This window comes from Achromobacter sp. FW305-C-13 (assembly GCF_058783475.1).
In genome coordinates this window covers 2,165,053-2,179,427 of record NZ_JBYSYN010000001.1, presented here as the reverse complement: position 1 = coordinate 2,179,427, position 14,375 = coordinate 2,165,053, and the positions used below count along the sequence as shown (strand labels likewise).

The following is a 14,375-nucleotide window of genomic DNA, read 5'->3' as shown; positions in this document are numbered from 1 at the left end:
GGCGCACGCAAATGCGAAACGTGCAAAAGCCCCGAATTTAAAGGGTTTCCAGCCAGTATGTTGCATGTCAAATATGACCGTAGTGTTGCACTGTCACCCCGTATACTCCGACGCGCTTTCACGTTTTTTCACACGATTTCACGTCTCAGGCACCTATCTCGTCATGCGTCATCTCGCGCAGTTCAGCCTTGCGGTCTTGCTTGCAGCAAGCCAAATCGGACCGGCACTCAGCACGGCCCACGCCCAACAGGCAGACAACCGTGTCAGCCTGAATTTCGTCGACACCGATATCCCCGCCGTGTTGCGCGCGCTGTCGCTGTTCACGCAGCGCAACTTCCTGGTCGACCCCCGCGTCAAGGGCAAACTCACGCTGGTGTCGGACCGGCCCGTCGATAGCGGACAGGCGCTGGCCATGCTGACCGGCGCATTGCGCCTGCAGGGCTTTGCGATCGTAGATGTGGACGGCGTGACGCGAGTGGTGCCCGAGGCCGATGCCAAGCTGCAAGGCAGCGCGGTGGTAGGCAATACGCGGCCCGCAGCGCCAGCATCGAGCACGCCGACGGGCGGCGCCGCGCGCGCGCCGGTGCCGGTGTCGACGTTTGCAAAGGGCGGGAGTAGCGGTGAAATGCTGACGCGCGTGTTTCCGCTGAAGTACGAGAACGCCGCGAACCTGGTGCCGGTGCTGCGGCCGATGGTGCCGCCGAACAACCCCATCAATGCCTACCCCGGCAACAACACGCTGGTGGTGACGGACTACGCGGACAACCTGGAACGGATCGCGCAGGTCATCGCGCGCATCGACGTGCCCAGCTCGATCGACACGGACGTGGTGCCGGTGCAGTCCGGCATCGCGACCGACATCGCCATTCTGGCCTCGCAACTGCTGGATACGCAAAGCAGTGATCCGACCCAGCGCATCGCCGTCGTGGCCGACCCGCGCAGCAACAGCGTGCTGGTGCGTTCCGGCAGCCCCGCGCGCACGCGGCTGGCCCGCGACCTGATCATGAAGCTGGACGCGCAGCAGAACCGTGCGGGCAACCTGCATGTGGTGTACATGCGCAACGCGCAAGCCACGCGCATCGCCGAAGTGCTGGGCGGCTTGCTGACCGGCCAGGCGAACGCCGCGCCGGGCGCCAACGGTAGCGCAAGTGGCGCGTCAGGCCCCACGGGCGGCGCGCAAGGCGGCGCGCGCCCGCAGAACACCGCGTCCAACACCGGCGGCCAGATGGGGCAGGGCATGTCAGGCTCGTCCAAGGGCGGCCTGTCGGGTGAGCAGGAACGTATCTCGCGCGAAGACAACAGCACCCAGGCCGTGTCGTATTCGGCAGGCGGCGCCACCATCCAGGCAGACCCGGCGACCAACTCGCTGATCATCTCGGCGCCGGAGCCGCTGTACCGCAGCCTGCGCGAAGTGATTGACCAGCTGGACCAGCGTCGCGCACAGGTGCTGGTGGAAAGCCTGATCGTGGAAGTCAGCGAACAGAAGGCCGCGGAATTCGGCATCCAGTGGATGACGGGCGCGGGCAACATCAACAGCGGCGGCACCAGCTTCATTGGCGGCACCAACCTGGGCGGCAGCGGCATCACCGGCACGGGGCCCACGTCGATCGACGCGCTCGGCGGCGGCTTGAGCCTGGGCGTGGTCAAGGGCACGGTAGACGTGCTGGGCAACAAGGTCATCAATCTGGGCGTGCTGGCGCGCGCCATGCAGAATTCGGGCGAAGCCAACATCCTGTCCACGCCGAACCTGCTGACGCTGGACAACCAGTCCGCCAGCATCCTCGTCGGCAAGACCGTGCCCTTCGTGACGGGGCAGTACGTGACCTCGGGCAGCAACGGCAGCTCCAATCCGTTTCAGACGATCGAGCGCGAGGACGTGGGCTTGAAGCTGAACATCCGTCCGCAGATTTCGGAAGGCGGCGCGGTCAAGCTGGACATCTACCAGGAAGTCAGCAGCATCGACGAAAGCCGCTCCAACGCCACCACCGGCATCGTGACCAACAAGCGCGCCATCGACACCAGCGTGCTGATCGACGACGGCCAGATCATCGTGCTGGGCGGCCTGCTGGAAGACAACGTAACGCTGACCACTAACGCCGTGCCAGGCCTGAGTTCGCTGCCGGTGATCGGGTCGCTGTTCCGCTACGATTCGCGCAAGCGCACCAAGACCAACCTGATGGTTTTCCTGCGCCCGTACGTCGTTCGCGACGCCAACCGCAGCGCCAGCGTCACCATGGACCGCTACGACTACATGCGCCGGGCGCAAGCCGCCACGCAGCCCGGCGAACACTGGGCATTGCCCGATATGCAGGCGCCGATGCTGCCGCCGCCGGGTTCCGCGCCGTCCGTGTCGAACAACGCCTATGACCTGCGGCCGGAACAGCAGGCGGCCACGATGCGCCGTCCGCCGCCCGCCACCGTGGAATCCTTCGCGGTGCGGCAGTATCCGGGCATGGCGCCGCAGCGCGACGCGTCGATGCCGATGCGCGTGTCGCAGTCGGTCACCATGGGCGTCGCGGTGGACCCCGAGTCGCTGCTATGAGCGCGCACCCCTTGCCCTATGCCTGGGCGCGCGCGCAGCGCGCCGTGCTGTCGCTGCGTGCGGGGCAGGTGCAGTTGACGGTCAGCCCGCGCACCCCCGATTGGGCGGTGCGCGAGATCCGGCGCTGCCACGGCGATATCGCGCTGGCGCATGTCGACGACGAGGCGCTGGAGACCTTGCTGACGGCCGCCTACAGCCATTCCGAGGACGCGGCGTCCGTCATGGGCGTGGCCGAAAACGAGATCGATCTGGACCGGCTGCTGCAGGACATGCCCGAAGTGGCGGACCTGCTGGAGGCGCAGGACGACGCGCCCGTCATCCGCATGATCAATGCGCTCTTCGCGCAGGCGGCGCGCGACGGCGCCAGCGATATCCACATCGAGCCCTTCGAGACGCATTCCGTGGTGCGCTACCGCGTGGACGGCACCTTGCGCGATGTGGTGTCGCCGCGCAAGGCTCTCCATGCCGCGTTGATTTCACGCATCAAGATCATGGCGCATCTGGACATCGCGGAAAAGCGCCTGCCGCAGGACGGCCGCATTGCGCTGCGCGTGGGCGGACGGCCGATCGACGTGCGCGTGTCCACCTTGCCGACCGGGCATGGCGAACGCGCCGTGCTGCGCCTGCTGGACAAGGAGGCAGGGCGCCTGCAGCTGGAACGCCTGGGCATGTGCCCGGAGGTGTTGACGCAGCTGGATCGCCTGATCCGGCAGCCGCACGGCATCGTGCTGGTGACGGGGCCGACCGGCAGCGGCAAGACCACCACGCTCTATGCGGCGTTGAGCCGGCTGGACGCCGCCACCAGCAACATCCTGACGGTCGAAGACCCGATTGAATACGACCTGTCGGGCATCAGCCAGACCCAGGTCAACGCCAAGATCGACATGAGCTTCGCGCTGGCCCTGCGCGCCATCCTGCGCCAGGACCCGGACGTGATCATGATCGGCGAAATTCGCGACCTTGAAACCGCGCAGATCGCCGTCCAGGCCTCGCTGACGGGCCACCTGGTGCTGGCCACACTGCACACCAATGACGCCGTGTCCGCCGTGACGCGCTTGACGGACATGGGGGTCGAGCCCTTCCTGTTGGCCTCGTCGTTGCTTGGCGTGCTGGCGCAACGTTTGGTGCGCAAGCTGTGTCCGGAATGCAAGAGGCCCGCCATGCTGGATGGCAGGCAGGTGTTCCATCCGGTGGGATGCCCGACCTGCAATCACACCGGCTATAGCGGACGTTCGGGTATCCACGAGCTGTTCACGGTGGACGATGATGCGCGGCGCCTGATCCATGAGGGCCGCGACGAACGCGAGCTGCGCCTGGCCGCCGTGGCGGCAGGGATGCGGACGATGCGGCAGGACGGCCAGCGCTGGGTGGACGGCGGCCAGACGTCGCCGGAAGAAATCGTGCGCGTCACGCGCGACGCCTGACGTCGCGCGCGCGGACACCGGCAAGGTTCACTTACCGGTGCCGAACAGCACCGTATCGTTCGAACGCCGGCCAAGGGTCGACATCAATCCGTCCAGCGCGGCGCGCTGGGCGTCGGTGGCCGACGCGGCAAACGTGGCCTGGCCCTCGAAATTCACCCCCCGAGCCGTCGCATTGCCCTGGCCGGACACCGCCAGCACGCCGCTTTCCGTACTGAGCGCCAGCGCGGCGCCCGGTTTGCCGGTGCCTTGTACCCGCAGCAGGTAGGTGCCGACAGGCGCGACGGAGGTCAGTGCCGTGCCGGCATTGCGCCAGCGCAGATCGGCGATCGGGCCGGTCGGCAGGGGCCCGCCCAGCCGCAGGGCCTGCCAGCTGATCTCCAGCATGCCTTCGGGCGCCAGCGTGTTCCAGGGCGCGCCCAGCGCGGGCAAGACCGAGGCAGGGACGCGCAGGGACTGCGCCGGCAGCGACAGGCCCGTCCAGCCGACGCGGGCGCGCAGCGGCCCTTGCAGCCAGGGGTGAGTGATTTCCAGCGCCATCGCATTCCAGCGCCATTGCCATTGCACCGGCTGCGGCAGCACGCGCTGCGACCCCTTGGGCCCCAATGCGATCCAGGCGCTGCCCTGCCACACGGTGCCACTGGCGTCGGCCAGTGCCACCAGCGATTGCTCCGGCTGCAGCGCCAGCAGCCACCGCGCAGGGAGCACGCTGACTCCGGCGGCCAGCGCACAGGCGCCGCTGGCCAGCAGAAGGGCGGCCGCGCGCTTGTTGATCCGGGGTAGCGGCATCAGCGGGCTCCCGCCTTGTCCGGCAGGGCCAGGGTCACCTGGCCATTCACCAGACCAGGCAGCGGCCGACCATTGGGGTTGGCGGCGCGGGTCAGGTCGACCTTGTGCGTGGCCAGCCCCCAATCGCGGCCCGCGCCGTCCAGCCAGCGCAGTAGCGCGGACGAGGGGGCCTGATTCAGGGCCAGTTGCACGCCGGCGCCAGATTCCGGCTGACCCAATGTCCACATGCCCGCCGGCAGGCCGGCGCGTTCCAGGCTGGCGCCCAGTTCCGCCGAGGTGGGCATGGCCGTGGCTGGGGTGGCGGACCGCTGGCGCAGGGATCGGGCTTGTGCCGTCAGGTCGGCGACGCTGGCGGCCTGGGTGCGCAAGGCCGGCAATTCACCCTGAAGCTTGCGCATCGCATTCAAGGGCGGTTCGATCAAGGTGACGAAGACCAGAGCCGAACCCAGCAGCGCGGCCGCGCCCGTGACCAGCCGGCGCTCGCGCGGCGCCAGCGCTTCGTAGCGCTGCCGTGCCCGGGCCAGTGCCGGGTCCACAGGCTTGCGGAGGGATTGCCAGGCGTGTTGCAGGCGTTGGTTCAGTGTCATGGTTGCTTGCGCAGGATGCGCCAGGTGTTGTCGGTATCGCCGCGTTCGAGTTTCAGGCCCAAGGCGGCCGCCTGCTGGATCAGTGCCGGCGTTTCCGCAACGCGTTGCGCTTGTTCGCCTGCATCGACCAGTTGCAGGGTCAGCGCCTGGTCGGCGTACGTCAGGCGCGCGACCTTGTCGGCCGCGAAGGGCAGGGTTTGCGCGGCGGCGCGCGCCAGCGGCAGGAAGTCCGCAGCGCTGGCCGCGCCGCGGTTGGCTTGCAGCGCATCCAGCCCCTGCTGGGCCTGTCGCGCGGGGTCCAGCACCACGGGCAGATCGGGGAACGCGGCCAGCACTTGCTGGCGCATCCCATTTTTCAGCGCGTCAGCTTCGGCGCCCAATTGCGCGGCATGGATGTTCAGGCCGGCTATCCACACGGCGGCCGCGGCCGCGCTCCAGCGCCATACCGGGCGCCAGCGCGATACGCGCGCCGGAGCTAATTGCGGCATGGCCAGCGACCAGGACGGCGAGGGCGCGCGCCAGCGCGGATCGGCCGGGTCGCGCAACGGCGCGTCGGATTCGGGCGCCAGGGTCTGCGGCGCGATGAGCGCATGGGCGCGCAAACCCTGCGCATTCAGCAGGCTCCACGCCCGCCGCACGGGTTCGCGCGGCGCCCAGGCCAATGGCACCTTGCCGTCGGCGCCGCGCGCACCGTAGCCGATCGCCAGCGCGTCCAGGTCGCTCAGCACCAGCGGTTCCAGCGCGCTGTGCACCGCGGCGGCGAAGCGTGCACGGGCAACGGCAGGGATCTGCACCGTGGTGGCGATGACGTCGGCCGGATGCAGCACGGCCTCGCACGCGGCGTTGGGATAGGCATTGCCCAGGGCCTGCAAGGTCAGTTCGCCCTGCTGCGCGCAGCGTCCGCGCCGATCGAACCAGGCATAGGGCAAGGGCGAGCTGGCGCTGAACTCATCCAGGGGTGGCAGCGCGATTCTCAGGGAGTTTTTGGGGCAATTCATGGGATTTCTCGTGTCCATATCGTGTCGGGCGCGGCGGGCGGGGCGCTGCGCACCAGCGCCTGCATGGATACGCGGGCCCGCTCATAGACCACGGTGCCGCTGGCCAGGAACCAGCCGCTGGCAGTCGTGACAGTGGGCGCGGGCCCTTCCACGCCGGTGCCGGCAAGCCGGTTGGCGAAGTCGCCCGCGTTGTTGAACCAGTTGCCGCGGTCGCGTTCGCCGGTCATCGCGCGCGCCTGGCTGAGCGACAGGCCCGGCACCAGCGCGGCGATGACCTCGGCGGGCGCGGTGTTGACGTTGACACTGGTGGCGACCGGCAGCACGGTCATCGTGCGGCGCAGCGCATTGCGCACGGGCGGTTCCAGCCCGAGCTGGGCGGCGATCTCGTCCACGCCACGCGGCAGCGGCGCGCGCGCGTCGGGTGCGGGGACGGGCTGGCCGTTCGACGAGGCGGGGGAATCGGCTGCCAGCGCCGGCGGTTGCGCGGCAGCCACGATGTCGATGAGGTGTCCGGCCAGGGTGTCGGGCAACTGCTGCACGTTCAGCAGCCGGCGCAGCACCTTTTCCTGTTCGGGTTGCGGCACGCCGTTGCGCGCAAGATTGCTCAGGTTGTATTTGCCTTGCTCGTCCTGCACGCGGCCCGAGAACACGGCCACGCGGTCGTCGCCCGGCCGTTCGATGCGGGTGTCCAGCACGGGCGTCGCCCAGATCTGGTCGCCGCGTGTGGTGGACTCGCGCTTGCCGTGATCGCGGATGACCAGGCGCGCCCAGTCGATGCCGCCGGCCAGCATCACGCGGGCCTGTACGCGGGCCAACTCGTTTTCCACGCGGCGGGTGCTGGCGGTCTGGCGCTGAAAGAGGCTGGTGGTCAGTGCCGCCACGATCGCGACGATGATCAACGCGCTGATGACTGCCGCGCCGCGTTCGCGGGCGGGGGGAAGCACCGTCATGGCAGCTCCAGGATACGGGTGTAACGCTGCGGCGCATTGGCCGCGCCGCGTTCCAGCATGATCTCGATGCCGGTGGGCGCGGTGGCGAAGCTGGCATTGGCGTCGACCCAGCCCGTGCCCGGGATCCAGGCGCGCACGCTCATTACCCGTACGCCGGGCAGGAGCAGTACGCCGTCGGTCGCGGCCGGCAGCGGGCTGCGCGGCGCCGGCGGGCCGCTGGCGCGCCACAGGCCGTCCGCGCGCACTTGCCATTGCACGCGCTGCCACAGGCCGTTGCCGTCGGGATCGGGGCGCAGCAGCTCCAGGGTGTTGCCGCCGCTCGCCCGGCGCAACAGGCGCAGGCCGCTCGTCAATACCAGTGCGTCCTTGCCGGCGGCATCAAAGCCCGGTCCGGTGTAGGACAACTCGACGTCGCGCCCCATCTGCCCCAGGGTGCGCACGATGGCGTCCGTGTCCTCGGCCTCCTGCTCGATCCAGTCCCGCGCGCTGGACACGCTGGCCAGGCCGCGCCACGCCATCAGGCTGACCAGCGCCATCAGCGCCAGGGCCACCAGCACTTCGATCAGCGTAAAGCCGGCCTGGGCGGCGCGGGCGCGGGCGGGAGGGGTAGCGGCGCGGCGCATGGTCATCGCAGGCTGGACAACAGCCCGTCCAGTTGCAGCAGCACCGCGTCCGGACGCGCGGAGCGCGTGTCATGGACATTGACGGAAACCTGCCGGAAGCTGCGGTTCATGGAATTGGTGAAGACCAGTTCGCATTGCAGCGCGCGGCCGCCTTGCGGGCAGGGCACGGTTTGCGAACCGGCACGCGGCAGCACCTGATCCAGCCGAAGCTGGGTCAAGGCGTTCTGCGCGGCCAGCAGCGCCAGCGTCTTGTCCTGCAAGGCGCGGTTGTTGGCCGACATGACGCCGGTCGCGCGCAGGGCGGCGGCCATCGCCACGGCGATGATGGCCAGCGCCACCAGCACTTCGATCAGGGTGAAGCCGCGCTGGCGGTCGGCGGGGCGGGGCAGTTCAGCGGATGTCATAACGGCCGGAGGCGTCGCGTTGCAGGGTGATGCTGGCATCCCCCGCGTGAAGCGTAAGCGTCATTGGGGCGGCGACCCATTCGGTGTTGAAGACAAGCGGTCGGTCGGGATCCAGCCGCAGCTGGACCACCCCGGCCGCCCAGGTTTGCGGGCGCAGCATGTCGTCGTGTTCCAGGTGGTCGACGGGCACGGGTGTGTCTTCTTCCGCGCTGGGGCCCGGCAGGCGCCCCTGGCGCTCGAATGACCAGCCTTGGCCGTTGGCCAGCCAGCGGATGGGGCGGCCGTCGCTGCGGGCTTCGCTTTGCGCCACCGTGAAAGCATCCGCCAGGCGTTGGGCGTCGCTGCGCAGGCCGTTGTCGCGCTTGCCGATGGACAGGCTGACCATGCTGGCCGCGATGGCCACGATCACCAGCACCACCAGCACCTCAACCAGCGTGAAGCCGCGTTCAGAGCTCCCAGGAACCGATGTCGGCATCGCCGTTTTCTCCCCCGGGCTTGTTGTCGGCGCCGAACGAGAAGACATCGATGTCGCCCTTCACGCCGGGGCTCAGGTATTGATACGGGTGACCCCAGGGGTCATTGGGCAACTTGTCCAGATAGCCGCGCCAGTTGTTGGCGCCGTCGGGCTTTTCGGCCAGCGCGCGCAGGCCTTGCGCCGTGGTGGGATAGCGGCCGTTGTCCAGCCGGTACAGCTTCAACGCCTGCATGATGCCCGCGATGTCCTGGCGCGCGGCGACTTGCCGGGCCTGGTCGGGGCGGTCCAGCACGCGCGGCACGATCAGGGCCGCCAGGATCCCCATGATCACAATCACCACCATGATCTCGATCAGGGTGAAACCTTGCTGGCGGGCTAGCCCACGCGGTAACTGACGCACTTTGCAACTCCGGTCTTTTGCTAGAAGCACGGGATTGTGGACATGAAATATGACAGTAATGCGTTGCCGCGCCGCCCGCCTGCTACCATGGCCCTTCTACAAGGAGCGGTAATGGCTACAAAAGAGAAGTCTTCGACTGGATTGGCGGCGTTGGTGGAAAAGGCGCTTCAACAGAAGAAGCAGGCTGCCGCCACACAGAAACCGGCAGGGTCTTCCCTGTCGAACCTGGCAGGCCGCAAGCAAATGGGCCGCCCCGCGGGCCGCAAGCGCTGATCGGCGGGCGCTTGAAAGGAAGCGCCGCCTGACCCGCAAGCATTCGACCAATTCCCCACGTTCAATTCACCTGTGCGATCCCCGCTGGCGCTGCCAGCGCGGCGGGCGTTGCCAGGCGGTTCATTCTCCCCCCTTGCTCCACCGTCACGGCATCCACGGCGATATCGCGCAACACGATGCCTGGGGCCACTTCGCCGCCCGCGCGGTAAGCCAGGGGCGGACCCCCATCCACGCTGAGCACCACCGCGCCATCCGGACCGGCCGCGATCAGGCCCAGCACGCTGATCTGCGTGCGCATCACCTCATCTTTTCCGAACCACAGCGCCACCGGCGTGTTGTCGGCTGCGCGCGGCGCGGCGGCGGATACGGCGGGAGGCAGCGGGCCCGGGCGCGGCGCAAGCAGCACGGCGGCCCATACCCCTACGCCCGCGGCCAGCGCCAGCACGGCAAGGACGCGCAGCGCAGCAGGCGCGGAGGGCAGGGAGGGGCGCAAGGAAAGAGGCATGAGGACGACAAAGGATTCGAAAAGCGACGCGCCCGACTATAGCGGTCGTTCATGACAATGCCGATATCAAAAAACCGCCTTCGATTCAGCTTCTGTACAGCTTTCTGTCATTGCGCTTACACGGCGCCTATCTAGCATGCCGGCAACGCTCAACCCTTCGGGGCGAGCATTCATCCGATCCAACTGGGACACCCGCATGCAAGATACGAATCAAGCCAATCGCCGCCGACTCCTGAAGATGCTGGGAGGCGCGCCGATGCTGCCGATCGGCGGCGTCAGCATGGCTGCGCTGCTGGCCGGCTGTAATTCGAGCGACGACGATGACGACAGCGATGGCTCGACGAATCCGAATCCCAACCCGCCCGTCACGCCGGTGACGTTCACGTCCGCCGCATTCACGTCGATGCCCGCGCCCACGCTGGCCACGCCGCAACTGATGGCGCGCACGACCGTCAGCTCGGCGCTGGCGCTGACTTTCAGCGACGGTTCCAAGCGCACCGTCGAACTGGGCTACGAGCCGTTCTTCATGACGGGCGACGCGGTGCCGGACGGCAAGGGCGGCACGATGGTGGCCGGCGGCTACTTCAACCTGGCCGGCGCGCCCATCATGGACAACTCGGTGCCTGCGAAGGCGCGCCAGTTCTTCTCGAACTGTCCGGACGGCACGTCGCTGCTGGCGCTGTCGGAGCCGACGCAGGTTGCCGGCGTCGCTGGCAACGCGGTCTACGCCGTGGTGCAGTTCGAATACCAGTCGATGGATCAGGCCGGCAACGACATGTATGGCCTGCTGCCGTCGCCGATCGCCGTGCTGACCCTGTCGCAAGACCCGAACACCGGCAAGCTCAGCCTGGTGAAATACAGCAACGTCGACACGTCGTCGGTGCATGGCCTGTGGATCACCTGTGGCGCCAGCCTGTCGCCCTGGGGCACCCACCTGTCCAGCGAAGAGTACGAGCCGGACGCGACGGTCGCCCGCACGCAGGCGGCCTTCCAGACCTACAGCCAGAATGTCTACGGCGACCCCGCCAAGGCGAATCCCTACCACTATGGCCACATGCCGGAAGTGACCGTGCATCCGGACGGCACGGGCACGGTCAAGAAGCACTACTGCATGGGCCGCATCTCGCACGAACTGGTGCAGATGATGCCCGACCAGCGCACCGCGCTGATGGGCGACGACGCCACCAACGGGGGCCTGTTCATGTTCGTGGCCGACCGCAAGGCGGACCTGTCGGCGGGCACGCTGTACGTGGCGCAATGGACGCAGACCTCGGGCACGGGACCGGGCGCCGGCACGCTCAAGTGGATCAAGCTGGGCCACGCCACCAGCGCCGAAGTCAAGGAGCTGGCCGACCAGCTGGTGGCCGCCGACATCATGGACGTGCGCACCGTTGACCCGACCGACGCGTCGTTCACCAAGATCCGCTACAGCGGCAAGGACAACTGGGTCAAGCTGCAGCCGGGCCGCCGCCAGGCCGCCGCTTTCCTGGAAACGCATCGCTACGCGGCGATGGTGGGGGGTACGCTGGCCTTCACCAAGATGGAAGGCACGACCGTCAATGCCCGCGACAAGATCGCCTACAGCGCCATGTCGCGCGTGGAATCGTCGATGATCGACGGCAAAGTCCCGGGCCTGAAGGTCGAAGGCAATTCGGCCGGCGCCGTGTACCAGCTGCACATGAAGGCGGGGCAGGTGGATACCGATGGCAGCACGATCGACAGCGAATGGGTGCCGGTGGACATGGGCGCCGTGACGGAGCTGATCGGCAAGCCGCTGGCCACGCCGGACGCGCTGGGCAACACGCATGACGCCGATTTCATCTCGAACCCCGACAACCTGAAGTTCTCCGAAAAGCTGCGCACGCTGTTCGTGGGCGAAGACAGCGGCGGCCACGTCAACAACTTCATGTGGGCCTACAACGTCGACACCAAGGCATTGTCGCGCTTGCTGTCGTGCCCGGTGGCGGCGGAATCCACGGGCCTGCAGGCCGTGGACGAGATCAACGGCTGGACCTACATCACCAGCAACTTCCAGCACGCGGCCGACTGGGGCGCCATCCACGCAGTGGTACGTCCGACGCTGGAACCGCTGGTCAAGGCCAACTACAAGGACGGCTTCGGCGCGGCGGTCGGTTATCTGACCGGCGTGAAGATCGGCGCGTAAGCCGCGCGCCTCAGCGCATGCGGGACGGGGCGGTGCAGGCGCCGCTACCGCTGCAGTTCCAAAGGACCGGTACGCCGGTCCTTTTTCATGGGCGTCGCAACCGTTTTTTTTCGCAAAAGAATCCTGATCCGTCGATCAAGCTTTCTGCCCTTTGTTTCATGGGGCCTTCACGTTGAACCGCCACTATGTGCGCAGCGTAAAACCCTGTTCATGAAACGAGAAGATAAGCATGCAAGCATTGAATTGGAGAAGATGGTGCGCCATGTTGCTGGCTACCAGCGCATTGGCGGGCTGTGGGGGCAGCGACGATGACGACGACACCGAGGCGCCTCCCACGACGCCGCCAGTGACCGAGCCGGGCAAGCCGGCCGTCGAGAAGGTGCTGTTTATCGGCGTCGATGGCTTGACGTATGACGCCATGCGCAGCGGCGTTGCGGACAAGACTCTGTCCAACATCGGGCAGTTGACGGTCACGCGCGCCTGGACGGGCGGCGTGACGGGCGGTGTGACCCAGCAGCCGACGCTGGCCGCCCCGGGCTGGGCCACCTTGCTGACTGGCCAATGGGCCGACGTGCACGGCGTGCGGTCCGACGCGGCGGGTCAAGCGATGAAAGCGCCCAGCCTGTTCCAGCGCGTCAAGGCGGCGCGCCCCGATGCCCGCCTGGCGGGCGCCTTCAATTCGACATTGCTGGCCGGCCTGGTCGGCAGCGATCGCGACGCAGGCTACGTGCAAGCGGTGACCGACTGCGCGGGCGTTGACGACTGCGTCGCCACGCAGGCGCGTGACCGCATCACGGAGGGCTACGACGTGGTCGTGGCCCAGTTCGGCGCCGCCGAGCGCGCCGCGTCCGACAGCGGCTTCGGCGCCAATTACCAGGCCGTGATTCGCCAGACGGACGCAGCCGTGGGCATCCTGGCCAAGCAGATCGCCGACCGCCGTGCGGCGAACCCCAACGAGAACTGGCTGATCGTCGTGGCGACGAGCCACGGCCTGGGCAAGACGGGCACCGTCGACGGCCTGCCGCTGTCGTCCAACAAGACCATCATGCTGGCGACGAACCAGCCGGCGATGCTGGGCGGCACGGCCGACGATGCGTCGTTTGACGGCGTCTGGGACAGCAACTGGTACGCGCTGCCCAGCGCTGCCGACGTTGCGCCGACGATGCTGGCGCATCTGGGCGCGCTGCCGGCCGACGGCCAGTACGACATGGCGGGCACGCCGTTGTCCGAGCCGCTGGCGCTACGCCGGCTGGCGACCCGTACGTCGATGGACAACAAAACCGTGACGCTGTCCTGGGTGCGCGTTGGCGAACCCGACGGCGAGCTCGTCATCAGCCGCGACGGCGCCGAAGTGGCGCGCCTGCCCGGCACGGCCACGGAATACGCGGATACGGGCTTCACGTTCGATACCGAAGGCGTGCACACGTTGAACTACAGCGTGTCCGCAGGGCGCGCCGTCAGCGCCACGCGCGCCACGGTGGTCTATGCCAAACCCGTGGTGCTGTTGCCGTCGCTGCGCACGGGTCTGACGATGCTGTTCCCGTTTGAAGGCAACGTGACCGACATCGCGGCGGGCGGCGGCGTGATCACGCCGTACGACGGCGTGCAAGCCCCGGCCTTCGCCGACGCGGGCGTGTTCGGCAAGATGTTCAAGAACGAGCGCGGTTCGGCCGCCCTGGGCGCTTTCAAGCTGGACTACCCGGCAGGTCTGCTCGACAGTCTGCAGGTCTTCACGATCGGCTTCTGGTTCCAGTCCGACGGCACGGCCAACGACCGCTCGATCCTGGGCAACAAGGACTACAACTCTGGCGGCAACCCCGGCATCACCATCGCCCAGTGGGCTGGCCCCGAGCTGCGCTTCAACCTGGCGGGCGGCGGATCGCGCGTCGACATCAACGGCGTGAAGTTCACGGCCAACAAGCCGGTCTACATCGCCATGACCGTCGACAAGACCGCCAAGACCATGACGGCCTCCGTCTACGACAGCGAACTGGGATTCACGCGCCGCTCGACCGCCACGGGTTCGGTGAACCTGGCGCAAGTGGCCGGCGTGTTCGGCCCGCACATCGGCTTGAACGAAGACGGCCGCGGCACCTACGGCATCTGCTGCGCCGGCACGAAGGGCCCGTACACGATGAATTTCGACGATCTGGCCTTCTGGTCGCGTGCCTTGACCGAGGCCGAAGTGAAGTCGCTGGCCATGTCCGGCAAGTCCGTTTCCGAACTGTTTCCCTGATGTTCCTA

The 14,375-nt window shown here is 67.8% G+C and carries 14 protein-coding genes; 5 read left to right on the top strand and 9 right to left on the bottom strand.

The window, feature by feature from the left end; all coding sequences use genetic code 11:
• Nucleotides 1-163: 163 nt before the first annotated feature.
• Nucleotides 164-2,542, top strand: coding sequence for a type II secretion system secretin GspD (gene gspD / locus AC3WMU_RS09790; protein ID WP_492282231.1), 2,379 nt, complete (start codon nt 164-166; stop codon nt 2,540-2,542).
• Nucleotides 2,539-3,966: a type II secretion system ATPase GspE gene (gene gspE, locus AC3WMU_RS09785; RefSeq protein ID WP_454676697.1), complete on the top strand. Its 1,428-nt coding sequence runs from the start codon at nt 2,539-2,541 to the stop codon at nt 3,964-3,966. Before gspD ends, gspE begins: the two co-directional genes overlap by 4 nt.
• Before the next feature lie 27 nt (nt 3,967-3,993).
• Here gspE and gspN read toward each other — a convergent pair whose 3' ends face one another.
• The 8 genes from gspN to gspG are packed head-to-tail and all read right to left on the bottom strand — an operon-like array spanning nt 3,994 to nt 9,189.
• The gene (gene gspN, locus AC3WMU_RS09780; RefSeq protein ID WP_492282230.1) at nt 3,994-4,752 is read right to left on the bottom strand and encodes a type II secretion system protein N; all 759 of its coding nucleotides are present in this window, start codon (nt 4,750-4,752) and stop codon (nt 3,994-3,996) included.
• Nucleotides 4,752-5,339, bottom strand: coding sequence for a type II secretion system protein M (locus tag AC3WMU_RS09775; RefSeq protein ID WP_454676699.1), 588 nt, complete (start codon nt 5,337-5,339; stop codon nt 4,752-4,754). Before AC3WMU_RS09775 ends, gspN begins: the two co-directional genes overlap by 1 nt.
• Nucleotides 5,336-6,337 carry a type II secretion system protein GspL gene (gene gspL, locus AC3WMU_RS09770; protein ID WP_492282229.1) on the bottom strand — a complete coding sequence of 334 codons (1,002 nt, stop codon included), beginning with the start codon at nt 6,335-6,337 and terminating at the stop codon, nt 5,336-5,338. The genes AC3WMU_RS09775 and gspL overlap by 4 nt, the downstream gene beginning before the upstream one ends.
• Nucleotides 6,334-7,287, bottom strand: a complete 954-nt coding sequence (gene gspK / locus AC3WMU_RS09765; protein ID WP_088588409.1) for a type II secretion system minor pseudopilin GspK — start codon at nt 7,285-7,287, stop codon at nt 6,334-6,336. Before gspK ends, gspL begins: the two co-directional genes overlap by 4 nt.
• The gene (locus AC3WMU_RS09760; RefSeq protein WP_006227365.1) at nt 7,284-7,916 is read right to left on the bottom strand and encodes a PulJ/GspJ family protein; all 633 of its coding nucleotides are present in this window, start codon (nt 7,914-7,916) and stop codon (nt 7,284-7,286) included. The genes gspK and AC3WMU_RS09760 overlap by 4 nt, the downstream gene beginning before the upstream one ends.
• Complete coding sequence (gene gspI / locus AC3WMU_RS09755; RefSeq protein ID WP_006227366.1) at nt 7,913-8,314, bottom strand: type II secretion system minor pseudopilin GspI; 402 nt, start codon at nt 8,312-8,314, stop codon at nt 7,913-7,915. The genes AC3WMU_RS09760 and gspI overlap by 4 nt, the downstream gene beginning before the upstream one ends.
• Entirely contained in the window at nt 8,301-8,789 is a 489-nt protein-coding gene (gene gspH, locus AC3WMU_RS09750) for a type II secretion system minor pseudopilin GspH (protein WP_006227367.1), read from the bottom strand. The genes gspI and gspH overlap by 14 nt, the downstream gene beginning before the upstream one ends.
• Nucleotides 8,761-9,189: a type II secretion system major pseudopilin GspG gene (gspG, locus tag AC3WMU_RS09745; RefSeq protein ID WP_035214085.1), complete on the bottom strand. Its 429-nt coding sequence runs from the start codon at nt 9,187-9,189 to the stop codon at nt 8,761-8,763. The genes gspH and gspG overlap by 29 nt, the downstream gene beginning before the upstream one ends.
• A 42-nt stretch (nt 9,190-9,231) precedes the next feature.
• On the opposite strand from gspG, the gene AC3WMU_RS09740 reads away from it, so the two are divergent.
• Entirely contained in the window at nt 9,232-9,462 is a 231-nt protein-coding gene (locus tag AC3WMU_RS09740; RefSeq protein WP_131224914.1) for a hypothetical protein, read from the top strand.
• A gap of 61 nt (nt 9,463-9,523) precedes the next feature.
• On the opposite strand, the gene AC3WMU_RS09735 is transcribed toward AC3WMU_RS09740, so the two are convergent.
• The gene (locus tag AC3WMU_RS09735) at nt 9,524-9,967 is read right to left on the bottom strand and encodes a general secretion pathway protein GspC (protein WP_280029325.1); all 444 of its coding nucleotides are present in this window, start codon (nt 9,965-9,967) and stop codon (nt 9,524-9,526) included.
• Nucleotides 9,968-10,163: 196 nt separating this feature from the next.
• Between AC3WMU_RS09735 and AC3WMU_RS09730 the strand changes: the two genes are divergently transcribed.
• Nucleotides 10,164-12,131 (top strand): PhoX family protein, encoded by a 1,968-nt coding sequence (locus AC3WMU_RS09730; RefSeq protein WP_006227370.1) that lies wholly within the window; start codon nt 10,164-10,166, stop codon nt 12,129-12,131.
• A 229-nt stretch (nt 12,132-12,360) separates the two neighbouring features.
• Entirely contained in the window at nt 12,361-14,367 is a 2,007-nt protein-coding gene (locus tag AC3WMU_RS09725) for a nucleotide pyrophosphatase (RefSeq protein WP_492282228.1), read from the top strand.
• The last annotated feature ends 8 nt before the right edge of the window (nt 14,368-14,375 follow it).